Raw genomic sequence first — 22,594 nt, forward strand, 5'->3', positions numbered from 1 at the left:
CGGGGCGCGATGCCCGGGCGATCCTGACCGGGCGGCTTTAGCGCGCTTTTTTTGCCAGCGACTGCTGGGTTTCAGGCCTGGTGGCGATAATCACCGCGCGCAGCGGTGCGGGATAGCCTTCGAGGGTTTTGCTGCTGTCGTTCGGATCGAGGAAATCCGCCAGCGATTCGGTGGTCATCCATTCGGTGCGGCGCTGCTCTTCGGTACTGGTCACGCAGACGTCAACGATCCGCACGTCGACAAAACCGCATTTTTCCAGCCACATTTTCAGCGCAGCCGCCGAAGGAATAAAGTAGACGTTGCGCATCTGCGCGTAGCGATCGCCCGGTACCAGCACGGTATTTTCGTCACCTTCAACAACCAGCGTCTCCAGCACCAGCTCGCCGCCTTCAACCAGCTGATCTTTGAGCTGCCACAGATGGTCGAGCGGGGAGCGGCGATGGTACAGCACGCCCATTGAAAATACGGTATCAAAGGCGTTCAGCGCCGGCAGCTGCTCAATGCCCAGCGGCAGCAGATGGGCGCGCTGGTCGTTGCCCAGCAGCTTGCGCACCGCTTCAAACTGGCATAAAAACAGCTGCGTAGGGTCGATACCCACCGCCAGATGAGCGCCTGCGCCGATCATCCGCCACATGTGATAGCCGCTGCCGCAGCCGACGTCGAGGATCGTCCGGCCGGTCAAATCGGAAAGATGCGGCAGAACGCGATCCCACTTCCAGTCCGAACGCCATTCGGTGTCGATATCCACGCCATACAGCGACCACGGGCCTTTGCGCCACGGCATCAGGTTGCGCAGCAGGTTTTCAATCCGCAGCCGATGGCCTTCGCTCAGCGGGACTTCGCTTTCTGCGGTCACGCTGTGCAGCAGGTCGAGACGATAGGGCGAAAGCTCGGGGAGAAACTCAACGGCCCGCTCCCATTCACGGTACTTACCGTGCAGGGCCTCGCGCTGCCAGGCGGCAACCTGAGCGGGCAGCGTCTCCAGCCAGTGGGATAGCGGACCTTTGGCGATACGCTGATAAAAATTGCTGAAATCGATCATGCTGTTTCCCCGGACTTCACCGCCACCAGCGAGCCAAAGTTAAAGCACTGGAACCACAGTTCGGCGTGTTCGAATCCGGCCTTGCGCAACCGTGCTTTATGGGTTTCTACCGAATCGGTGAGCATAACGTTTTCCAGCATGCTGCGCTTCTGGCTGATTTCCAGCTCGCTGTAGCCGTTGGCGCGCTTAAAGTCGTGATGCATGTTAAACAGCAGCTCGCCGACGCTGGCGTCTTCAAAGCTGAATTTTTCCGACAGCACCAGCGCGCCGCCCGGGTTCAGCCCCTGATAGACCTTATCCAGAATCGCCTGGCGTTCGTCGGGCTCAAGGAACTGAATGGTGAAATTGAGCACCACCATTGAGGCGTTTTCGATGGAGACGTGGCGAATATCGCCTTCCACCACCTCAACCGGCGTCGGCGCCTTGTAGGCGTCGATATGACGACGGCAGCGCTCAACCATCGCCGGGGAGTTATCCACGGCCACAATCCGGCAGCCGGCGTGGGAAATATTACGCCGTATCGAGAGCGTGGCAGCGCCAAGGGAGCAGCCGAGATCGTAGACCTGGGTATCAGGCTGCACAAAACGCTCGGCCAGCATGCCAATCATCGAAATAATGTTGGAGTAGCCAGGAACGGAGCGCTGGATCATATCCGGGAAGACTTCAGCAACCCGTTCATCAAAGGTCCAGTCGCCGAGGCTGGCGATCGGCGCGGAAAAAAGGGTATCGCGGTGAGACATAAGGTTAAACCCGAAAAAACGAAAACGGCGTATTGTGCGCTAATGTAAGGAGAAAACCAACTCCCAGGGCATATACCACAGGTTAGCGAGCACCATCAGCACCAGCGCGCACCAGGTGGCGCTCATGCCGGAACGACGCCAGCTGTAGAGCCGGTGATGGAAACCGTAAGAATGCATCAGCCGGCCGGCGATAAGCAGGATACCGCCAAGATGCACCATCCAGTTTTGCGCGCCATTCATCTCGACAAACAGCAGCAGGATAAGCCCGATCGGCAGATACTCAACCGCATTGCCGTGCACGCGGATAGCGACCTGTAGCTCGCTAAAGCCGCCGTCGCCGTATCCGACGTGGTACTGCGTGCGCAGGCGTACGACGTCAAAAGAAAACTTGATTAACAATAACGCACCCAGGACGGCATACAGCGCGCTGACCATACAAAAAACTCCCTTTCACTGTGTCAGATGGCTCCGACTATCATAGCAGGATATCAGAAAAGAGAGGTCTGCTGAGGAATTGACGGTGCCGGGCCGACGTCGGGCAGCACCGCGCGTAAATCGGCCCACAGGGTGTCGACCAGCACAGGCGCGTGGGCGATATCCGGCGTATGCAGGAACAGGTAGGGCGTGGTCGATTGGCTCCACTTCGGCAGCGTCTGCAGCCAGATGCGAAACAGCTCGTGGTTCTGCGCCATATCGTCGCTGCCGATGAAGCGAACCAGCGGATGATGCGCGGTGACTACCGCGTGGACCGGGAGCCGGGGCTTTTTACGCTGCGCGTCGAGCGCGGCCGGGCTGCGGGCGGTAACGCTGTGCACCGGACGGCTATCGAGGATCACCCGGTTAACGGCGCGCTGGTGCAGCCCACGGTTGAGCTGCTGCTCGTCGTCACCCTTGGCAAAAAAGGCCGGATGCCGTACCTCTACGCCGTAGGTGAAGCCGGCGGGCAGCGCGTCGAGAAACTGCCACAGGGCGGGGAGGTCGCGCGGACCGAAGGTCGCAGGCAGCTGCAGCCAGTACTGGCCGATACGCGTTTCCAGCGGCGCGAGCCGGGTAAAAAACTCACGGCTTAAATCGCCGCAGTTGCGCAGCGCCGCCTGATGAGAAATGGTGGCCGGAAACTTAAAGCAGAAGCGAAAGTCGTCGTGGGTTTGCTCGAACCAGCGGGCCACTATCTCGGCTTTAGGCAACGCGTAGAGGGTCGTATTCCCCTCTACGCAGTTAAAGTGCTGAGCGTACTGTTCCAGACTGGTTATGCCAAGGCGCGCCCATTTCGGATGCGACCATTGCGGGAGCCCGATATAGATCATAGCGCGGCGAGAATGTCCTCAGTGCTGCGCACGCGGGCAATGCGCGGGAAGATATTCGTCATGCTGCCCTGGTGCTGCTCGGCGGAGGCCGCACTGCAGGCGTCCTCGGCGATCAGCAGATTGAAGCCCAGCTCCCAGGCGTTGCGCGCGGTAGATTCAACGCCAATATTGGTTGAGATACCGCACAGAATAATGGTGTCGATACCGCGGCGGCGCAGCTGCAGTTCGAGGTCGGTGCCGTAAAAGGCGCCCCACTGGCGCTTGGTGACTTCGATATCGCTATCCTGTTTGCCCAGCGCAAGCGGCCAGGCCCACCAGTTATCCGGCAGCGCATGCGCCCCTGTCTGCGCATCAACCGGCTGTTTTAGCGCTTCGCCAAAGTCGGCAGACCAGCCGACGCGGACCATGATGACCGGCGAGCCCTGCTGACGGCATTTCTCCGCCAGACGAGCGGCGCGAGCGACCACTTCATCGGCGCGGTGTGGGCCGCCGGCGAACGGCAAAATGCCTTCCTGCAGGTCGATGACCACAAGCGCCGTTTTTTTCGCATTGAGTTCTGGCATAGTATCCCCGTATCTTCTGTAGTTTGGCCGTTACAATACCGTTGCCATTCACGCTCCAGGGTAACAAATTTTGTTAATTTTTGTGAGCGTAGCCAATAAGCGCGCAGCAAAGCAACGTACAAACTGCGTCGGGCTTATCGTGCGGCAGAATTTCCAGTATAATAGCCGCCTTTTTTCATTCAGTTGTGACATTCAGCTAAAGCCGCAACTTCGTGGCCTGCAGAGCAGGCAACAATCCGCCAGTGGCTAAGTTAAGGGATATCTCATGCGTACAGAATATTGCGGGCAGCTGCGTCTGTCCCACGTGGGGCAGCAGGTGACTCTGTGTGGTTGGGTCAACCGTCGTCGTGATCTTGGTAGCCTTATCTTCATTGATATGCGTGACCGCGAAGGCATCGTACAGGTGTTTTTCGATCCGGAACGTGCGGATGCATTAAAGCTGGCCTCCGAACTGCGTAATGAGTTCTGTATCCAGGTGACGGGCACCGTGCGTGCGCGTGACGAAAAAAACGTCAACAGCGATATGGCTACCGGCGCCATCGAAGTGCTGGCTTCCGATCTGACCATCATCAACCGCTCAGAAGCGCTGCCGCTGGATTCTAACCACGTCAACACCGAAGAAGCGCGACTGAAATACCGCTATCTGGATCTGCGTCGTCCGGAAATGGCCCAGCGTCTGAAAACGCGGGCAAAAATCACCAGCCTGGTCCGTCGTTTTATGGACGAGCACGGTTTCCTCGATATCGAAACCCCGATGCTGACCAAGGCCACGCCGGAAGGCGCGCGCGACTATCTGGTTCCGAGCCGCGTTCATAAAGGCAAGTTCTACGCGCTGCCGCAGTCTCCTCAGCTCTTCAAACAGCTGCTGATGATGTCCGGCTTCGACCGCTACTATCAGATCGTGAAATGCTTCCGTGATGAAGACCTGCGCGCCGACCGCCAGCCGGAATTCACCCAGATCGACGTGGAAACCTCCTTCATGACCGCACCGCAGGTGCGCGAAGTGATGGAAGCGCTGGTTCACGAGCTGTGGCTGAACGTGAAGGGCGTGGATCTGGGCGAGTTCCCGATCATGACCTTTGCCGAGGCCGAGCGTCGCTACGGTTCCGATAAGCCGGACCTGCGCAACCCGCTGGAGCTGGTGGATATTGCTGACCTGGTGAAAGCGGTTGAATTTGCCGTCTTCTCCGGCCCGGCAAATGATGCCAAAGGTCGCGTTGCCGCACTGCGCGTGCCGGGCGGCGCGGCGCTGACCCGTAAGCAAATCGATGAGTACGGCAAGTTCGTGCAGATTTACGGCGCCAAAGGCCTGGCGTATATGAAGGTCAACGAGCGCGCAAAAGGCCTCGAAGGCATCAACAGCCCGGTTGCAAAATTCCTCAACGCGGAAATCGTCGAAGCTATTCTTGAGCGCACCGCAGCCCAGGACGGCGATATGATTTTCTTCGGCGCTGATAATAAGAAAGTGGTTGCCGATGCTCTGGGCGCGCTGCGCCTGAAGCTGGGTAAAGACTTAAGCATCACCGACGAAACCAAGTGGGCACCGCTGTGGGTTATCGACTTCCCGATGTTTGAAGACGATGGCGAAGGCGGCCTGACCGCGATGCACCACCCGTTCACCTCTCCGCGCGATATGACCGCGGACGAGCTGAAAGCCGCGCCGGAAACGGCGATTGCCAACGCCTACGATATGGTCATTAACGGTTACGAAGTCGGCGGCGGCTCGGTGCGTATTCACAGCGGTGAAATGCAGCAGACCGTGTTCGGCATCCTCGGGATCAACGAGCAGGAGCAGCGTGAGAAGTTTGGCTTCCTGCTGGATGCGTTGAAATACGGTACGCCGCCGCACGCGGGCCTCGCATTCGGCCTTGACCGTCTGACGATGCTGCTAACCGGCACCGATAACATCCGCGACGTTATCGCTTTCCCGAAAACAACCGCCGCCGCCTGTCTGATGACCGAAGCACCGAGCTTCGCCAATCCGACCTCGCTGGGTGAATTAGGTATTCAGGTTGTGGCGAAAGAGACAAAAGAGTCTGCGGAGAATAAGTAAGATGTCATTCAAGCTCCCCGTTTCTGTACTGGTGGTGATTTATGCCGAAGATACAAAGCGGGTGCTGATGCTGCAGCGGCGCGATGATTCCGCTTTCTGGCAGTCGGTAACCGGCAGCCTGGAGGAGGGGGAAACCGCGCTGCAAGCCGCCGCGCGCGAAGTAAAGGAAGAGGTCGCAATAGATGTTGCCGATGAGCATCTGGCCTTAATTGACTGTCAGCGTACGGTGGAGTTCGAGATCTTTTCTCATTTACGTCATCGCTATGCGCCGGGGGTTGAGCGCAATACGGAATTTTGGTTCCGCCTTGCGCTCCCTCATGAACGCCAGATTGTGTTTACCGAACATCTGGATTACCGCTGGGTCGCCGCGACGGAAGCCGCCGCGTTGACCAAGTCGTGGAGTAACCGGCAGGCGATTGAAGAATTTGTAATTAACGCCAACTAATATTCCCCGCCTCCTGCTGGTCAGAAGGCTTCGGGAAAACGGCATTTTTGGAGAGTTTTTTATGGCAGGTCATAGTAAGTGGGCCAACACCAAGCACCGCAAAGCGGCACAGGATGCCAAACGCGGTAAGATCTTCACTAAAATTATTCGCGAGCTGGTCACCGCCGCGCGTTTAGGCGGCGGCGATGCGGCTTCTAACCCGCGTCTGCGCGCAGCGATTGATAAAGCGCTGTCCAACAACATGACCCGCGATACCCTGAACCGCGCTATCGCCCGTGGCGTAGGCGGCGATGATGACGCGAACATGGAAACCATCATTTATGAAGGTTACGGCCCAGGCGGCACGGCGGTGATGGTTGAGTGCCTGAGCGACAACCGTAACCGTACCGTTGCCGAAGTGCGTCATGCCTTCACCAAAACCGGCGGTAACCTCGGCACCGACGGCTCGGTGGCCTATCTGTTCAGCAAAAAAGGGGTGATCTCCTTCGAAGCTGGCGACGAAGACGTGATTATGGAAGCGGCTCTGGAAGCGGGTGCGGAAGACGTTGTGACCTATGACGACGGCGCGATTGACGTCTACACCGCGTGGGAAGAGATGGGCGCCGTACGCGACGCGCTGGAAGCGGCTGGCCTGAAAGCTGACGCGGCCGAAGTCTCCATGATCCCGTCGACGAAAGCCGATATGGATGCGGAGACCGCGCCGAAGCTGCTGCGTCTGATCGATATGCTGGAAGATTGCGACGACGTGCAGGAAGTTTATCATAACGGCGAGATCTCTGATGAGGTCGCCGCAACGCTGTGATTCCCGTAATCTTTCAGCCCACAGCGGCGTTGGCTCTTCTCGCTTACCCCGGTTACGTAGTGAATCTACGCTCCCGGGGATGCGCTGAGTGGCCGCCTGGCTGTGAACTGAAATATTTAGGGTCTCAGGGCTTAGTGATTACCGGAGATGCGTGATGTCTATTATTCTCGGTATTGACCCGGGTTCGCGCATTACCGGCTATGGCGTTATCCGCCAGGTCGGGCGGCAGTTAAGCTATCTTGGCAGCGGATGCATTCGCACTAAGGTGGACGATCTGCCGTCGCGGCTGAAGCTGATCTACGCGGGCGTGACGGAAATTATCACCCAGTTTCAGCCGGACTATTTCGCGATTGAACAGGTGTTTATGGCGAAAAACGCCGACTCGGCGCTGAAGCTGGGGCAGGCGCGCGGGGTGGCTATCGTCGCGGCGACCAATCAGGATCTTCCGGTCTTTGAGTACGCCGCGAGGCAGGTCAAGCAAACCGTGGTCGGCATCGGCAGCGCGGAAAAAAGCCAGGTGCAGCATATGGTGCGCACCCTGCTGAAGCTGGCGGCTAACCCGCAGGCGGATGCGGCGGATGCGTTGGCCATTGCGATTACCCACTGCCACGTGAGTCAGAACGCGACGCAGATAGGCGATAGTCGGCTAAACCTGGCGCGCGGACGCTTGCGATAACGTCAAATCAGGCTGGATATTTATCCAGCCTTTTTTTATGATACCGGCAGATACTTTAGCCCTTAACGCAGGAGCAGCATGTGATAGGCAGACTCAGAGGCATCGTTCTCGAAAAACAACCCCCGCTGGTATTACTGGAAACGGGAGGCGTTGGCTATGAAGTGCATATGCCTATGACCTGCTTTTACGAACTGCCGGAAGTGGGCAAAGAGGCGGTCGTATTTACCCATTTTGTGGTTCGCGAAGACGCGCAGCTGCTGTTTGGTTTTAATAACAAACAGGAGCGTACGCTGTTCCGCGAGCTGGTTAAGACCAACGGCGTAGGGCCGAAGCTGGCGCTGGCGATCCTTTCCGGCATGTCGGCGCAGCAGTTCGTTAACGCCGTCGAGCGCGAAGAGGCTGCGGCGCTGGTTAAGCTTCCAGGGATTGGCAAGAAAACCGCCGATCGCCTGATCGTCGAAATGAAGGACCGCTTCAAGGGATTACACGGCGATCTGTTTACCCCGGCCGACGACCTGGTGCTGACATCGCCCTCCGGCCCGTCCAGCGATGATGCCGAGCAGGAAGCGGTTGCCGCCCTGGTGGCGCTGGGCTATAAACCTCAGGAGGCCAGCCGAATGGTGAGTAAAATCGCCCGTCCGGATGCCAACAGTGAAACGCTAATCCGCGAAGCGCTGCGCGCCGCGTTGTGAGGTAAGGGATGATTGAAGCAGACAGGCTGGTATCGGCAGACAGCACCGGGTTTGAAGAGACGGTCGATCGCGCAATCCGCCCTAAACTACTGGCAGAGTACGTGGGCCAGCCGCAGGTGCGCTCGCAAATGGAGATCTTTATCCAGGCGGCGAAGCTGCGCGGAGACGCGCTCGACCATCTGCTGATCTTTGGCCCGCCGGGGCTGGGGAAAACGACGCTGGCCAACATCGTCGCCAATGAGATGGGCGTTAACCTGCGCACCACCTCCGGGCCGGTGCTGGAAAAAGCCGGTGACCTGGCGGCGATGCTGACCAACCTCGAACCCCACGACGTGCTGTTTATCGATGAAATTCACCGCCTTTCGCCGGTGGTGGAAGAGGTGCTCTATCCGGCGATGGAGGACTATCAGCTGGATATCATGATTGGGGAAGGGCCCGCGGCGCGTTCGATAAAAATCGATCTGCCGCCGTTCACCCTGATTGGCGCGACCACGCGGGCTGGTTCGTTAACCTCGCCGCTGCGCGACCGCTTCGGCATCGTCCAGCGGCTGGAGTTTTATCAGATTGCCGATCTGCAGCACATTGTGAGCCGCAGCGCCCGCTTTATGGGGCTGGAGATGAGCGAAGAGGGTGCGCTGGAAGTGGCGCGTCGCGCGCGCGGCACCCCGCGTATTGCCAACCGCCTGCTGCGGCGGGTGCGCGACTTCGCGGAAGTGCGCCATGACGGCAGCATCTCTCTCGACATCGCCGCCCAGGCGCTGGATATGCTTAACGTTGACGCCGAAGGATTTGATTATATGGACCGCAAGCTGCTGCTGGCGGTGATCGATAAATTCTTTGGTGGCCCGGTCGGCCTGGATAACCTGGCGGCGGCCATTGGCGAAGAGCGCGAAACCATTGAAGACGTGCTGGAGCCGTATCTTATCCAGCAGGGCTTCCTGCAGCGAACGCCGCGGGGGCGCATGGCGACGGTCCGCGCCTGGAACCACTTCGGCATCAAGCCGCCGGAAATGCCCTAACCAGGCGCTGAGCCGGTAGCCCTGCTCAGCGCAGCGCTACCGGAAGAAGAGTCAGAGTGCTCAGGCGGCCGCTTTCTTCATCATGCTGAAGATAAACAGCACCGCAGCGCACAGCACCACCGACGGGCCGGCCGGCGTGTCGTAGAACGCCGAGAAGGTCAGTCCACCGGTTACCGCGATCGCCCCGATGCCAACGGCGATAGCCGCCATCTGCTCCGGCGTACGCGCAAAGCGGCGCGCCGTGGCGGCGGGGATGATCAGCAGCGAGGTGATGATCAGCGCTCCGACAAACTTCATCGCCACGCCGATAGTCAGGGCGGTGACCAGCATCAGCAGCAGCTTCACCCGCTGTAGCTTCACGCCGTCAACAAACGCCAGGTCGGGACTGATCGTCATCGACAGCAGGTTGCGCCACTGCCAGAGCAAAATGGCCAGCACAATTGCCACGCCAATGGCGATTGAGATCAGATCCTCCGGCGTCACCGCCAGCAGATCGCCAAACAGGTAGGCCATCAGGTCGACGCGGACGTTCGACATCAGGCTGACCACCACCAGGCCCAGCGACAGCGCGCTGTGGGCCATAATCCCCAGCAGCGTATCAATGGCGAGGTGAGGGCGCTTCTCCAGCCATACCAGCCCGGCCGCCAGCAGCAGCGTGATGGCGATAACGGCGTAGAAGGGGTTGACGTTGAGCAGCAGGCCAAAAGCGACGCCGAGCAGCGAGGCGTGGGCGAGGGTATCGCCAAAATAGGACATCCGGCGCCAGACAACAAACGAGCCCAGCGGGCCGGCGGCGCAGGCGAGCATCACCCCGGCCAGCCAGCCGGGTAACAGTAGTTCAATCATCAGCGGTCATTTCCCCGACGCAGTACAATCCGCCCCTGCAGGTCGTGGCGGTGATTATGATGGTGACGATAAATACCCAGCTGTTCCGCGCCGCGCTGGCCGAACATCGAGATAAACTGCGGGTGCATCGAGACCACTTCCGGCGTGCCGGAGCAGCAGATATGCTGATTCAGGCACAACACTTCATCGGTTTTCGCCATCACCAGGTGCAGGTCGTGGGAGACCATCAGCACCGAGCAGTTAAGCTCCTGGCGCAGCTGGTTGATCAGGTCATACAGCGCCACCTGGCCGTTGACGTCGACGCCCTGCGTCGGCTCATCAAGCACCAGCAGCTGCGGCTGATTTAACAGCGCCCGCGCGAGCAGCACGCGCTGCGTTTCGCCTCCGGAGAGTTTCTGCATCGGGGCATCAATAAGATGTCCGGCCTGGACACGCTTCAGCGCCGGCAGAATATCCTGCTTACGCGTCTGCGGACGCAGGCGTAAAAAGCGGCTGACGGTGAGCGGCATCGTGGCATCGAGGTGTAATTTTTGTGGGACATAGCCAATGCGCAGCTTTCCCTCTCGTTTGATAACACCGTCAGTTGGTGCTACCAGTCCGAGAACGACCCGTACAAGCGTGGATTTACCGGCGCCGTTCGGGCCAAGTAAGGTCAAAATTTTGCCTGGCTTAAGCGTGAGCGAAATGTCAGACAGCACGCGTCGCTGGCCGAAGGCCACCGAGACGTTTTGCAAAGTTACAAGATTTGTCATGTCAAATTAAGGGTTGCACAAGCTAGTGAATGTTATAATATCACATCTTTCTCATTCATTACGACGATTAGACGCATTATGTTACATAAAAATACGCTTCTTTGCGCTGGACTTAGCGCCGTTTTTTTGTTCACCCAGACCTCCGCGGCGAATGCCGCCGTGGTTGCCTCAATGAAACCTCTTGGCTTTATCGCTTCCGCTATCGCTGACGGGGTCACCGACACCCAGGTGCTGCTGCCAGATGGCGCCTCCGAGCACGACTATTCTCTGCGCCCTTCAGATGCAAAACGCTTACAGAACGCAGACTTAGTGGTGTGGATTGGCCCTGAGATGGAAGCCTTTATGGATAAGTCAACGCAAAGCATTGCGCCAAACAAAAAGGTGACGATCGCCCAGCTTGACGGCGTGAAACCGCTGCTCATGAAAGGCGCGGATGACGACGATGACCACGACGGCCACGATCACGCTGCAGGTGGAAAAAGTGACGACGATCACCATCACGGCGTATACAACATGCATCTGTGGTTATCCCCAGAGATAGCGCGGCTTTCGGCGGTTGCAATCCACGATAAATTATTGGAACTTATGCCGCAGAGTCGAGCCAAACTTGACGCTAACCTGAAGGAGTTTGAGGCAAAATTAGCCTCGACCGATAAACAGGTGAGTCACGAGCTGGCACCGCTGCAAGGAAAAGGGTATTTCGTTTTTCATGACGCCTACGGCTACTTTGAAAAACACTACGGTCTGACATCGCTTGGTCATTTCACCGTCAACCCTGAAATTCAGCCTGGTGCGCAGCGTTTACACGAAATCAGAACACAGCTGGTTGAGCAAAAAGCGACCTGCGTTTTTGCTGAGCCACAGTTCAGGCCAGCCGTTATAGAAGCTGTTGCCAGAGGTACCTCCGTGCGCATGGGAACCCTCGATCCGCTGGGTACAGGAATTAAGCTGGGTAAAGAAAGTTATCCGCAGTTCCTGCACCAGCTGGCGAACCAGTATTCGAGCTGCCTGAAAGGAGATTAACGAGGAAGTGAATACGTGCAACAGATAGCCCGCGCTGTCACTCAGGCATTTAACAATTTGCCACGACCTCACCGCGTAATGCTGGGGTCGTTGAGCGTTCTAACCTTAGCGGTCGCCGTCTGGCGGCCGTACATCTACCACCACGAATCAGCCCCTATCGTCAGAACGATTGAGCTGGAAAAAAGCGAAATCCGTTCCCTGCTGCCGGAGGCCTCTGAACCTATCGATCAGGCCGCGCAGGAGGAAGAAGCAATCCCTCAGGATGAGCTGGACGATAAGGCCGACGGCGATTCAGGCGGCCATGAGTACGTCGTATCAACCGGCGATACGCTCAGCAGCATCCTCAATCAGTACGGTATCGAAATGGGCGATATCTCCCTTTTATCGACCGCTGATAAAGAGCTGCGCAACCTCAAGATTGGCCAACAGCTCTCATGGAGCCTGACGGCGGATGGCGATCTGCAAAGCCTGACCTGGGAAATGTCCCGTCGCGAAACCCGCACCTATAATCGCGTGGGTAACGGCTTCAAGATGAGCAGCGAGCTGCAGGAAGGGGACTGGGTCAACAACGTGCTGAAAGGCACCGTTGGCGGCAGCTTCGTCTCCAGCGCGCGTAACGCGGGCCTTACCAGTACCGAAGTCAGCGCGGTTATTAAAGCCATGCAGTGGCAGATGGACTTCCGCAAGCTGAAAAAGGGCGACGAGTTCTCGGTGCTGATGTCGCGCGAAATGCTTAACGGCAAGCGGGAGCAGAGCCAGCTGCTGGGCGTGCGTTTACGTTCAGACGGCAAGGATTACTACGCCATCCGTGCCGAAGACGGCAAGTTCTACGATCGTAATGGTACCGGCCTGGCGAAGGGCTTTATGCGCTTCCCCACCGCGCGCCAGTTCCGCGTATCGTCAAACTTTAACCCGCGTCGCCTCAATCCGGTGACCGGGCGCGTCGCGCCACACCGCGGCGTAGACTTCGCGATGCCGCAGGGCACGCCGGTACTTTCCGTCGGTGACGGCGAGGTGGTGGTGGCCAAACGCAGCGGCGCGGCGGGGTACTACGTTGCCGTGCGCCACGGCCGTACCTACACCACCCGCTATATGCACCTGCGTAAGCTGCTGGTGAAACCCGGGCAGAAGGTGAAGCGCGGTGACCGCATTGCGCTGTCGGGCAATACCGGCCGCTCTACCGGGCCACATCTGCATTATGAAGTATGGATTAACCAGCAGGCGGTCAACCCGCTGACGGCGAAACTGCCGCGTACGGAAGGGCTGAGCGGTTCCGACCGCACGGATTATCTGGCGCAGGTGAAAGAAGTCATGCCGCAGCTGCGATTCGACTAACGCGCTGTTATTAAAAGCCGGTGCCAGCGCGCGCCGGCTTTTTCTTTTGTACCTTCCCCAACGTGTCGCTAAACTATAGCCTTAAGTATCTCCTTATCTTTATTCAGCACCATTTTTGCGGATCGGGCATGGAAACGAAAAAAAATAATATTGAGTTTATTCCAAAATTTGAGAAATCCTTTTTACTCCCGCGCTACTGGGGCGCGTGGCTGGGCGTTATTGCCTTTGCGGGGATTGCGCTGACGCCCCCGTCGTTCCGCGATCCGGTTCTCGGTAAGCTGGGGCGCTTTGTCGGCAGGCTGGCCAAAAGCTCGCGCCGCCGCGCGCAGATAAACCTGCTGTACTGTTTTCCGGAAAAGAGCGAGCAGGAGCGCGAAGCGATTATTGATGAGATGTACGCCTCTGCGCCTCAGGCGATGGTCATGATGGCAGAGCTGGGCCTGCGCGATCCGCAGCGCATTCTTTCCCGCGTCGACTGGCAGGGAAAAGAGATCATCGACGAGATGCAGCGTAATAACGAGAAGGTGATCTTCCTGGTGCCGCACGCCTGGGGCGTGGATATCCCGGCCATGCTGATGGCGTCCGGCGGACAAAAAATGGCGGCGATGTTCCATAATCAGGGCAATCCGGTATTCGATTACGTGTGGAATACCGTCCGCCGCCGCTTTGGCGGGCGCATGCACGCGCGCAATGACGGCATCAAGCCGTTTATCCAGTCGGTGCGTCAGGGCTACTGGGGTTACTATCTACCCGATCAGGATCACGGCGCCGAGCACAGCGAGTTCGTGGATTTCTTTGCCACCTACAAAGCCACGCTGCCGGCTATCGGCCGCCTGATGAAGGTCTGTCGGGCGCGGGTGGTTCCGCTGTTCCCGGTCTATGATGGCAAAACCCATCGTCTGACGGTGCTGGTACGCCCGCCGATGGACGACCTGCTGGAGGCCGATGACAATACGATTGCCCGGCGGATGAACGAAGAGGTGGAAATTTTCGTCAAGCCGCATACCGAGCAGTACACCTGGATCCTCAAGCTGCTGAAGACCCGCAAACCCGGCGAAATCGAACCCTATAAGCGCAAAGAGCTCTTTCCGAAGAAAAAATAGCGCCGCCTGTCGCTCAAGGTAACGATTATTTAGCCACTGCACGCCAGCGCGTCAGTGGCTAAATTGTTTGAGCAGTGAGTCATGTTCCACAACCAGCCGATAGCGATACTCCGGCCTCCCCGTGGCGCCGTAGTGGTTGCTGGTGTGCAGAATATCGATCTGCGCCAGCCAGAGCAGATACTTGCGACAGGATACCCGGGAAATATCCAGCTGCGCCGCCAGCTCATTGGTTGAAAACTCGGCTTCAGGATGCGCGCCTATCCAGCGACACACCGTGCGCAGCGTTTCGGCGGTCAGGCCTTTTGGCAGGCGACGGCTCTCCGTGCGCTGCCGCGAAGCGTGATTGAGCAGGTCGTCAATGTCCGACTGCTGGTAACAAGAAGTGGTGTAGCGCTGGCTACGCTTGTGGCTCCAGGCGATCAGCGCCTCTTCAAAGCGGGAGAACTGGAAGGGCTTGATGAGGTAATCCACCACCCCGTAGCGCATTGCGCTCTGCACGGTGAGCGCGTCGGCGGCGGAGGTGATCATGATGACGTCAATATCATGCGCCGACCGGCGCAGCGCCGGCAGCAGGTCCAGCCCGTTCTCCTTATGCATGTAAACATCGAGCAGGATCAGGTCAATGCCCTGCGGCCGTTCGCTGATAATGCGCTGCGCTTCACTGAGGGTCGGGGCGATGCCGCAGCAGCAAAAGCCGCTAAGCCGGCTGAGAAACAGGCGGTTTAGCTCAGCGACCATCGGATCGTCATCGATAATAAGGACATTTATCACGCAGGCCTCTCTTAAGGCCGGGAGGCTATCTGCCTCCCGGATATCACATTACCAGCCGGACCCGTTTTTTCAGAACGATGAGCGTTTATAGGTGGTGTAGCGCGCCTGCCAGTAGGTTTGTTCGATGCGGGCAAGCAGCTGTTCTTCGCTGAGCTGCGGCGCCACGCCCTCCTGCTGGGCGACCTTCGCGATAGCCAGGGCAATGGCGCGCGATATCGTCTCGATCTCCGCCACCGGCGGCAGCAGCCCGCCGCTTTCCGCCGCTGCCAGCGGGGAGTGAGCGGCCAGGGTGCGGCTTGCGGCGGTGAGCATCTTTTCCGTTATCCGCTCGACCTTGCCGGCCAGCACGCCGAGCCCGAGGCCGGGGAAGATATAGGCGTTATTGCATTGGGCAATATCGTAGGTTTTACCCGCGTAAACCACCGGGGCAAAGGGGCTGCCGGTGGCGACCAGCGCGGCGCCCTCTGTCCAGGCGATCAGATCCGCTGGCTGGGCCTCGGCGCGAGAGGTTGGGTTCGAGAGCGGCATGATAATCGGGCGGGCGCAGTGCCGGTGCATCTCTTTGACAATCTCTTCGCTGAACAGACCGGGCTGCCCTGAAACGCCGATCAGTACCGTCGGATGCGCATGGCGCACAACGTCGAGCAGCGAGACGGGGCCGGTGTCGACCTCCCAGTGGGCAATGCTGTGTCGGGGGGTGACCAGCTTTTGCTGGAAATCGAGCAACGCGGGGATCGCGTCCGTCAGCAGGCCGCAGCGATCGACCATAAACACCCGGCCGCGGGCCTCGTGCTCGGACAGCCCGTCATCGACCATCATCGCCACGATCTTTTCCGCGATACCGCAGCCCGCGGAGCCGCTGCCTAAGAAGACCACGCGCTGATCGCATAAGCGACTGCCGGCCGCCTGGGCGGCCGCGATGAGGGTACCCGTTGTCACGGCGGCAGTACCCTGAATATCATCGTTGAAGCAGCACAGCCGATCGCGATAGCGCTGCAGGAGGCGGGTGGCGTTCTTTTGGGCAAAATCTTCGAACTGCAGCAGCACGTCAGGCCAGCGGCGCTTCACCGCTTCAATAAACATATCCATAAACTCGAGGTAGCTGTCGTCGTCGATGCGCGGGTGGCGCCAGCCCATATAGAGCGGATTGTCGATCAGCTGCGCGTTATTGGTGCCAACGTCGAGCATGATCGGCAGGGTAGAGGCCGGATGAATACCGCCGCAGGCGGTGTAGAGCGAAAGTTTGCCAATCGGGATCCCCATCCCGCCAACGCCCTGGTCACCGAGGCCGAGAATGCGCTCGCCGTCGGTGACCACGATGACGCGGATATCGTTGCGCGAGAAGCTTTGCAGCATCTCATCAATTTGGTGGCGGTCCGGCCAGGAAATAAACAGGCCCCTGGCGCGGCGATAAATTTCCGAAAAGTGTTCACAGGCCTCGCCGACCGTCGGGGTATAGACGATAGGCAGGGTATCGGTCATATGCGTGCGCAGAACGTTATAAAACAAGGTCTCGTTAGTATCCTGAATATTGCGCAGATAGACGTGGCGTGAAATATCGCGTTTAAACTGACAAAACTGTTCCCAGGCTCTTGCCGTTTGCTCCTCAATTGTTTCCACCTTTTGCGGCAGAAAACCGTGCAGGCCAAAGGCATCGCGTTCGCCGTCGGTAAATGCCAGCCCTTTATTAAGTAACGGGTTTTCCAGTAATACGGAGCCGTTATAGGGAGTGTAAATAGTGTCCTGGTTTAACATGGGTTACTCCTGAATATGTATTATGCAAAAATACCGATCAAAAATTTATAGCTAAGTAATAGCGCAGAGACCGCCGGGCATAATTTAGGAAATTAAATAGATCATTATGCCCTCCGTCACCACGCCGAGAGCGGTGCCGATTAAAATCGATGAGGATGCTGATTCAATATAGGTATCGCTGCGCAGGGCAAACATTCCTGCGGCAATTGCGGATGGGGTGGCGCCGATAATAATAACCTGCTGCATTAGGCTATGGCTCAGGCCCAGAGCCAGCCCGGCCGCCGCCATCATTCCCGGTTGGATCAGATTTTTAATTCCAATATTGGTACATATTTGACGATTAAACGCCGGGCGTTCGCCGTAAAATAGCAGGCCGAGGGCAAACAGGGAGAGGCCGCCGGCAATTTTACCGACCATTTCAATCGGGGCGCTCAGGAGGTGCGGCAGTTTTATTCCGGCAAGGCTTAACAGGACGCCTAATATTGGGATCCAGACAATCGGGTTTCTGACCGCCTTCATCAGGTTTTGCCATACCAGCATCGCGGGGTTCAGCTCCGACCCCTGCGGCGCGGCGTTTTTATCGCCGAGGCGAATAAGGATAATCGTCAGCGGGATCATAAACACGCTGGTGATGAGATTACCGATCAGCACGCCAAGGAAGCCTTCCGGCCCGATAAGCACCGCCAGCACCGGCGCGCCAAAATAGGCCATGTCGGGGAACGAGCAGACCAGGGACTGGATCGCGCTGGTCTTGATATCGTGGCGGAACACGTAGCGTGAAAGCAGCAGGGTCAGAAAATAAGAGCCCATCAGGCCAATAACCAGCACCGCCATAAAAGTAAAGTTTTTAATTTTATCGGGGTTGGTGTTTAAGGCGCCAATAAAGAGATGAAAGGGCAGGGCGAAGCGAATAACCACGGTCGCTAAAACCGTAGCATCTTCTCGACGGGTATAGCCGAGCTTGCCGCTGATCCATCCGAGCAGCATGATAAACACCAGCGGGAACAGTGATTGTAATAATAGTGAAGGCATAGGGTGTCCTGATAAAGTATGGTCTACGGCTACTGTTTTTTTAATCTAACAATCCCTCGTATGCTGCAGGGTGATAGAAATCACAGTCTGTTTTCTTTAAATACTTTTACGCCGAGGACTTTACTTACAAATATACAATGGACGGTAACTTGATGTTTTCATTAAGGGCGGTTAAAAATATCCGCGGCAATAATTTTAATTACAAAAGGCCGACTTAAATTACTTAAAGTTGAGATTCAAGGTCAATCACAAAACCACCACGCAAAATGGCGCATGGCTTTTTTATGTTCAATGGCTGTGCTACTTTTTTTAGGCTCAATACGCTCGTGCACTATTTTATTCTCATTTTATTCTGGTTGAATAACATTGCTGTTATTTGTGCCTCTACATAGCTATTTATAAAAAGTCAGGTGAAAGATGGAAAATAATTCACTAAATCATCCTATTGAAAATTCACTGCCTGCCCGACCCGCGCTCAGAATTCTGGGGAATGCGGAAGTGGGGTCCGTTCCGCTGGTGCTGTTCGTCGGTATAGCGATCGTTGTGGCCGTTGCCGCCTACGCCAACGTATTGCCCAAAAATATGATCGGTGGCCTGGCGGTGATTATGACCCTGGGCTTTGCGTTTGCCAAAATCGGCCGCATGGTCCCGATACTGAAAGATATCGGTGGCCCGGCGATACTGTGTCTGATGGTGCCTTCGGCGCTGGTCTATTTTGAAATGTTTGCCCCGCACACCCTGGCGACGGTGCATCTGTTGATGAAAGAAGCCAATCTGCTTTATTTCGTTATTGCCTGCCTGGTGGTGGGCAGCATCCTGGGGATGAATCGGGTGATCCTGATTCAGGGGATGGTCAGAATGTTTGTCCCGCTGGTTGTCGGGACGGTTGTCGCCATCCTCACCGGCCTGCTGGTGGGGACGCTGTTTGGCTACAGCCTGTACCACACCTTTTTCTTTATTATCGTGCCGATCATCGGCGGAGGGATCGGCGAGGGCATTCTCCCGCTTTCGCTGGCCTATTCGGCGATCCTTGGGCAAACCCCCGACGTCTACGTTGCGCAGCTGGCTCCGGCCGCGGTCGTCGGCAACATCTTTGCGATTATTTGCGCCGGAGTACTGGCGAGGCTGGGCGTTCGTCGCCCCGAGCTGTCCGGGAGCGGGATGCTGATCCGCAGCCATGAGGATAACAGCGTCTTCACTCAGGCCCAGGGCCCGCAGCAAACCGACTTTCAGCTGATGGGCGGCGGGCTGCTGATGATTTGCGCCTTTTTCATCGTCGGCGGGCTATTGGAGAAGCTGGTGCATATTCCCGGCCCGGTGCTGATGATCCTTGCCGCCGTCATTTGTAAATATACCAAAGCGATCCCGGCGGCGATGGAGGTCGGTGCCTACAGCTGCTACAAATTTGTCTCCGCGGCGCTGGTGTGGCCGCTGATGATCGGGCTTGGGATGCTGTACGTGCCGCTGGAAAGCGTGGTCGCGGTATTCTCCGTCGGCTACGTGGTGGTGTGCGGGTCGATTGTTATCGCCATGGCGCTGAGCGGGTTCTTTATTGCCTCGCGCCTCAATATGTACCCCGTGGAAGCGGCGATCGTCACCAGCTGCCATAGCGGCCTCGGCGGGACCGGAGACGTTGCGATCCTGTCGGCCTCTAACCGAATGTCGCTGATGCCGTTTGCACAGATTGCGACCCGTATCGGCGGGGCGTCGACGGTGATTGCCGCCACGCTGCTGATGAACTGGGTGGTGTGATGCTTTTGCCCGGCGAGCGCCCGCGCACAGCCGGGATAAAAAAATACCTGCCGACGTTACGCCGGCAGGTATGTAGTACGCGGGGTCGGTAGCGCGATGGCTTATTCGACGGTCAGGATACGCGTGGTGTTAGTGCTACCGATGGTGCTCATCACGTCGCCCTGGGTGACGATAACGAGGTCGCCAGAGACCAGATAGCCTTTATCACGCAGCAAGTTTACCGCATCGTGAGCGGCGGCAACGCCATCGTTGGTGCTGTCAAAATGAACCGGCGTCACGCCGCGGTACAGCGCGGTCAGGTTGAGAGTACGTTCATGACGGGAGAGGGCAAAAATCGGCAGGCCGGAGCTGATGCGCGAGGTCATCAGCGCGGTGCGGCCGGATTCGGTCATGGTGATGATAGCGGTTACACCTTTCAGGTGGTTCGCGGCATACATCGCCGACATGGCAATCGCTTCTTCCACGTTGTCGAACTGAATGTCCAGACGGTGTTTGGAGACGTTGAGGCTAGGGATTTTTTCCGCGCCGAGGCAGACGCGGGCCATAGCGGCAACGGTTTCAGACGGATACTGGCCGGCTGCGGTTTCAGCAGAAAGCATCACCGCATCGGTGCCGTCCAGCACGGCGTTGGCTACGTCCATGACTTCTGCACGAGTCGGCATCGGGTTGGTGATCATCGACTCCATCATCTGGGTGGCGGTGATGACCGAGCGATTCAGCTGACGGGCGCGGCGGATCAGGGCCTTCTGAATACCCACCAGCTCCGGATCGCCGATCTCGACGCCCAGATCGCCACGGGCGACCATTACGACGTCGGAGGCGAGAATAACGTCGTCCATCGCGTCCTGATCGCAAACGGCTTCCGCACGTTCCACTTTCGCCACGATCTTCGCGTCGCAGCCCGCTTCACGCGCCAGGCGGCGAGCGTAGTTCAGATCCTCCCCACAGCGCGGGAAGGAGACGGCCAGATAGTCGACGCCAATTTTTGCTGCGGTGAGGATGTCGGCTTTGTCTTTTTCGGTCAGCGCTTCGGCGGAGAGGCCGCCGCCCAGCTTGTTGATGCCCTTATTGTTGGACAGCGGTCCGCCGACGGTGACTTCGGTGAAGACCTTCAGACCCTGAACTTCCAGCACTTTCAGCTGAACGCGGCCATCGTCAAGCAGCAGGATATCGCCAGGCACGACGTCCGCCGGCAGCCCTTTATAGTCAATACCGACTTTTTCCTTGTCGCCTTCGCCTTTGCCAAGCTCGGCGTCCAGCAGGAATTTATCGCCGATATTGAGGAAAATTTTGCCTTCTTTGAAGGTCGATACGCGAATTTTCGGCCCCTGCAGGTCGCCGAGGATGGCCACGTGGCGGCCCAGTCTGGCCGCGATGACGCGGACTTTATCCGCGCGAATCTGATGATCTTCCGGGGTACCGTGAGAGAAGTTCATACGTACGACGTTAGCGCCTGCAGCGATAACCTTTTCCAGGTTGTTGTCGCGGTCGGTTGCCGGGCCTAAGGTGGTAACGATTTTGGTTCTGCGAAGCCTTCTGGACATGTAATACTCCGTTGACTAAAACAACTTTGGTGTTGCGTGAACATGGAATCGGTCGTGCCAGCCGGTAAAATTGCTATGCTGAAACGTAACCGAAGGTGTAATGGGTCACTACTTATTATCTGGTTTTATGGGTTGTCGCTGTGTACGGGCAGTTCTTTATCAAAACGCGATTCTTTCAACGCTTCCTTGACCCTCTTCAAGTTATCTCTGAATTTTGCGCCGCGGCGCAGGGTAAAGCCGGTAGCCAGCACGTCGATGAGGGTCAGCTGGGCGAGGCGCGAGACCATCGGCATATAAATATCGGTATCTTCGGGAACATCAAGCGTAATGGAGAGCGTTGCTTCGCGCGCCAGCGGCGTTCCCGCCGAGGTGATTGCGATAACCATGGCATCGTTTTCACGGGCCAGCTGCGCCAGCTCAACCTGACTTTTCGTTCTGCCGGTGTGGGAAATTATCACCACCACGTCATCATCATTGCAGTTCATACAGCTCATGCGTTGCAGGACAATGTCATCGGAGTAGATAACCGGCACGTTGAAGCGAAAAAATTTATTCATCGCGTCATGGGCCACGGCGGCCGAGGAGCCGAGGCCGAAGAAGGCGATTTTTTTCGCCTGGGTTAAAAGATCGACGGCACGATTAACCGCGGACATATCGAGAGAATGGTGGACCTGATCTAAACTGGCCATCGCGGACTCGAAAATTTTTCCGGTGTAAGACTCTACGCTGTCGTCTTCATCGACATTGCGGTTAACATAGAGGGTGCCGTGCGCCAGACTTTGCGCCAGATGCAGTTTAAAATCAGGGAAGCCGCGGGTTTCAAGGCTGCGGCAAAAGCGGTTGACGGTGGGTTCGCTGACGCCGGCTTCCAGGGCGAGCGCGGCAATGCTTGAGTGGATGGCCTGCGCGGGCTCCGCAAGAATGACCTCGGCCACTTTGCGTTCGGATTTGCTAAGGTGTTCCAGCCGGGACTGAATTTTTTCCAGCATATTCATGGTAACAAGGCGCTCATCAATGGAAGCGATTTCATTAATGGGTGAAATCATCAGGCGTTTTAGCAAGAATATACCCCTCCGCAATCGTCAGCGGGGAGGAATGACCTAAAAAAATGTTGTTTTTTTTCATTACATGATCAGAGTCGTATTTTATTAACTGATAACCGGTCGAAACAACGAACAATATTAGCCGTCTGCCCAAATTGTCGCCTGAAGTTTTCTCCTCGTGCGGTTTAGCGCCTGGAAAGGGGGGCCGAGGCTTTCGGGAAAATCGTAAACACAGTACAGTGCAGTGTAAGAAAATTACAAATTATAGCCTGGCATAAGCACCAGACTATCAACTGAGG

Annotated in this window: 21 protein-coding genes and 1 pseudogene; 10 read left to right on the top strand and 12 right to left on the bottom strand. The window is 57.3% G+C overall.

Annotated elements, in window-relative coordinates; translation table 11 throughout:
• Positions 1-37: 37 nt before the first annotated feature.
• From cmoB to HCK03_RS09675, 5 genes are read right to left on the bottom strand one after another with little or no spacing between them, the layout of a single operon-like run.
• Positions 38-1,042 (bottom strand): tRNA 5-methoxyuridine(34)/uridine 5-oxyacetic acid(34) synthase CmoB, encoded by a 1,005-nt coding sequence (cmoB, locus tag HCK03_RS09655; RefSeq protein WP_041146248.1) that lies wholly within the window; start codon positions 1,040-1,042, stop codon positions 38-40.
• Positions 1,039-1,782 (bottom strand): carboxy-S-adenosyl-L-methionine synthase CmoA, encoded by a 744-nt coding sequence (gene cmoA, locus HCK03_RS09660; protein ID WP_115192378.1) that lies wholly within the window; start codon positions 1,780-1,782, stop codon positions 1,039-1,041. The genes cmoB and cmoA overlap by 4 nt, the downstream gene beginning before the upstream one ends.
• Positions 1,783-1,821: 39 nt before the next feature.
• The gene (locus tag HCK03_RS09665) at positions 1,822-2,217 is read right to left on the bottom strand and encodes an MAPEG family protein (RefSeq protein ID WP_041146246.1); all 396 of its coding nucleotides are present in this window, start codon (positions 2,215-2,217) and stop codon (positions 1,822-1,824) included.
• Positions 2,218-2,270: 53 nt separating this feature from the next.
• Complete coding sequence (locus tag HCK03_RS09670; RefSeq protein WP_167691488.1) at positions 2,271-3,089, bottom strand: DUF72 domain-containing protein; 819 nt, start codon at positions 3,087-3,089, stop codon at positions 2,271-2,273.
• Positions 3,086-3,652: a hydrolase gene (locus HCK03_RS09675; protein ID WP_123709125.1), complete on the bottom strand. Its 567-nt coding sequence runs from the start codon at positions 3,650-3,652 to the stop codon at positions 3,086-3,088. Before HCK03_RS09675 ends, HCK03_RS09670 begins: the two co-directional genes overlap by 4 nt.
• A gap of 265 nt (positions 3,653-3,917) precedes the next feature.
• On the opposite strand from HCK03_RS09675, the gene aspS reads away from it, so the two are divergent.
• The 6 genes from aspS to ruvB all read left to right on the top strand — a co-directional run bounded on the left by aspS (position 3,918) and on the right by ruvB (position 9,339).
• Positions 3,918-5,705: an aspartate--tRNA ligase gene (gene aspS, locus HCK03_RS09680; RefSeq protein WP_076947323.1), complete on the top strand. Its 1,788-nt coding sequence runs from the start codon at positions 3,918-3,920 to the stop codon at positions 5,703-5,705.
• Between the two features lies 1 nt (position 5,706).
• Positions 5,707-6,150 (top strand): dihydroneopterin triphosphate diphosphatase, encoded by a 444-nt coding sequence (gene nudB / locus HCK03_RS09685; RefSeq protein ID WP_041146242.1) that lies wholly within the window; start codon positions 5,707-5,709, stop codon positions 6,148-6,150.
• Between the two features lie 61 nt (positions 6,151-6,211).
• Complete coding sequence (locus tag HCK03_RS09690; RefSeq protein WP_041146241.1) at positions 6,212-6,952, top strand: YebC/PmpR family DNA-binding transcriptional regulator; 741 nt, start codon at positions 6,212-6,214, stop codon at positions 6,950-6,952.
• 154 nt (positions 6,953-7,106) lie between these two features.
• Positions 7,107-7,628, top strand: coding sequence for a crossover junction endodeoxyribonuclease RuvC (gene ruvC / locus HCK03_RS09695; protein ID WP_167691489.1), 522 nt, complete (start codon positions 7,107-7,109; stop codon positions 7,626-7,628).
• A gap of 80 nt (positions 7,629-7,708) precedes the next feature.
• A complete protein-coding gene (gene ruvA, locus HCK03_RS09700; RefSeq protein WP_041146239.1) occupies positions 7,709-8,320 on the top strand; it encodes a Holliday junction branch migration protein RuvA in 612 nt (203 codons plus the stop codon).
• Positions 8,321-8,328: 8 nt separating this feature from the next.
• Positions 8,329-9,339, top strand: coding sequence for a Holliday junction branch migration DNA helicase RuvB (ruvB, locus tag HCK03_RS09705; RefSeq protein ID WP_041146238.1), 1,011 nt, complete (start codon positions 8,329-8,331; stop codon positions 9,337-9,339).
• Between the two features lie 60 nt (positions 9,340-9,399).
• On the opposite strand, the gene znuB is transcribed toward ruvB, so the two are convergent.
• Both znuB and znuC read right to left on the bottom strand, forming a co-directional pair.
• Positions 9,400-10,185: a zinc ABC transporter permease subunit ZnuB gene (znuB, locus tag HCK03_RS09710; protein WP_041146237.1), complete on the bottom strand. Its 786-nt coding sequence runs from the start codon at positions 10,183-10,185 to the stop codon at positions 9,400-9,402.
• Positions 10,185-10,937, bottom strand: a complete 753-nt coding sequence (gene znuC / locus HCK03_RS09715; protein ID WP_041146236.1) for a zinc ABC transporter ATP-binding protein ZnuC — start codon at positions 10,935-10,937, stop codon at positions 10,185-10,187. The genes znuB and znuC overlap by 1 nt, the downstream gene beginning before the upstream one ends.
• A 78-nt stretch (positions 10,938-11,015) precedes the next feature.
• On the opposite strand from znuC, the gene znuA reads away from it, so the two are divergent.
• From znuA to lpxM, 3 genes are all read left to right on the top strand, one after another.
• Positions 11,016-11,960 carry a zinc ABC transporter substrate-binding protein ZnuA gene (gene znuA / locus HCK03_RS09720; RefSeq protein ID WP_167691490.1) on the top strand — a complete coding sequence of 315 codons (945 nt, stop codon included), beginning with the start codon at positions 11,016-11,018 and terminating at the stop codon, positions 11,958-11,960.
• 15 nt (positions 11,961-11,975) lie between these two features.
• A complete protein-coding gene (mepM, locus tag HCK03_RS09725; RefSeq protein ID WP_041146234.1) occupies positions 11,976-13,295 on the top strand; it encodes a murein DD-endopeptidase MepM in 1,320 nt (439 codons plus the stop codon).
• Between the two features lie 128 nt (positions 13,296-13,423).
• The gene (gene lpxM, locus HCK03_RS09730) at positions 13,424-14,398 is read left to right on the top strand and encodes a lauroyl-Kdo(2)-lipid IV(A) myristoyltransferase (RefSeq protein WP_041146233.1); all 975 of its coding nucleotides are present in this window, start codon (positions 13,424-13,426) and stop codon (positions 14,396-14,398) included.
• Positions 14,399-14,449: 51 nt separating this feature from the next.
• On the opposite strand, the gene dcuR is transcribed toward lpxM, so the two are convergent.
• The 3 genes from dcuR to HCK03_RS09745 all read right to left on the bottom strand — a co-directional run bounded on the left by dcuR (position 14,450) and on the right by HCK03_RS09745 (position 17,956).
• The gene (gene dcuR, locus HCK03_RS09735; protein ID WP_167691491.1) at positions 14,450-15,169 is read right to left on the bottom strand and encodes a two-component system response regulator DcuR; all 720 of its coding nucleotides are present in this window, start codon (positions 15,167-15,169) and stop codon (positions 14,450-14,452) included.
• Between the two features lie 69 nt (positions 15,170-15,238).
• The gene (locus HCK03_RS09740) at positions 15,239-16,924 is read right to left on the bottom strand and encodes an NAD-dependent malic enzyme (protein WP_167691492.1); all 1,686 of its coding nucleotides are present in this window, start codon (positions 16,922-16,924) and stop codon (positions 15,239-15,241) included.
• An 84-nt stretch (positions 16,925-17,008) separates the two neighbouring features.
• A complete protein-coding gene (locus tag HCK03_RS09745) occupies positions 17,009-17,956 on the bottom strand; it encodes an AEC family transporter (protein WP_167691493.1) in 948 nt (315 codons plus the stop codon).
• 417 nt (positions 17,957-18,373) lie between these two features.
• Between HCK03_RS09745 and HCK03_RS09750 the strand changes: the two genes are divergently transcribed.
• Positions 18,374-19,708: a 2-hydroxycarboxylate transporter family protein gene (locus tag HCK03_RS09750; RefSeq protein WP_041146229.1), complete on the top strand. Its 1,335-nt coding sequence runs from the start codon at positions 18,374-18,376 to the stop codon at positions 19,706-19,708.
• 101 nt (positions 19,709-19,809) lie between these two features.
• Here the strand turns inward: HCK03_RS09750 and pyk are convergent, their stop codons facing one another.
• Complete coding sequence (pyk, locus tag HCK03_RS09755) at positions 19,810-21,252, bottom strand: pyruvate kinase (RefSeq protein ID WP_041146228.1); 1,443 nt, start codon at positions 21,250-21,252, stop codon at positions 19,810-19,812.
• A gap of 125 nt (positions 21,253-21,377) precedes the next feature.
• Positions 21,378-22,282: pseudogene (locus HCK03_RS09760) on the bottom strand (MurR/RpiR family transcriptional regulator).
• Between the last annotated feature and the right edge of the window lie 312 nt (positions 22,283-22,594).

It is taken from the genome of Klebsiella terrigena, from assembly GCF_012029655.1.
GTDB lineage: Bacteria > Pseudomonadota > Gammaproteobacteria > Enterobacterales > Enterobacteriaceae > Klebsiella > Klebsiella terrigena.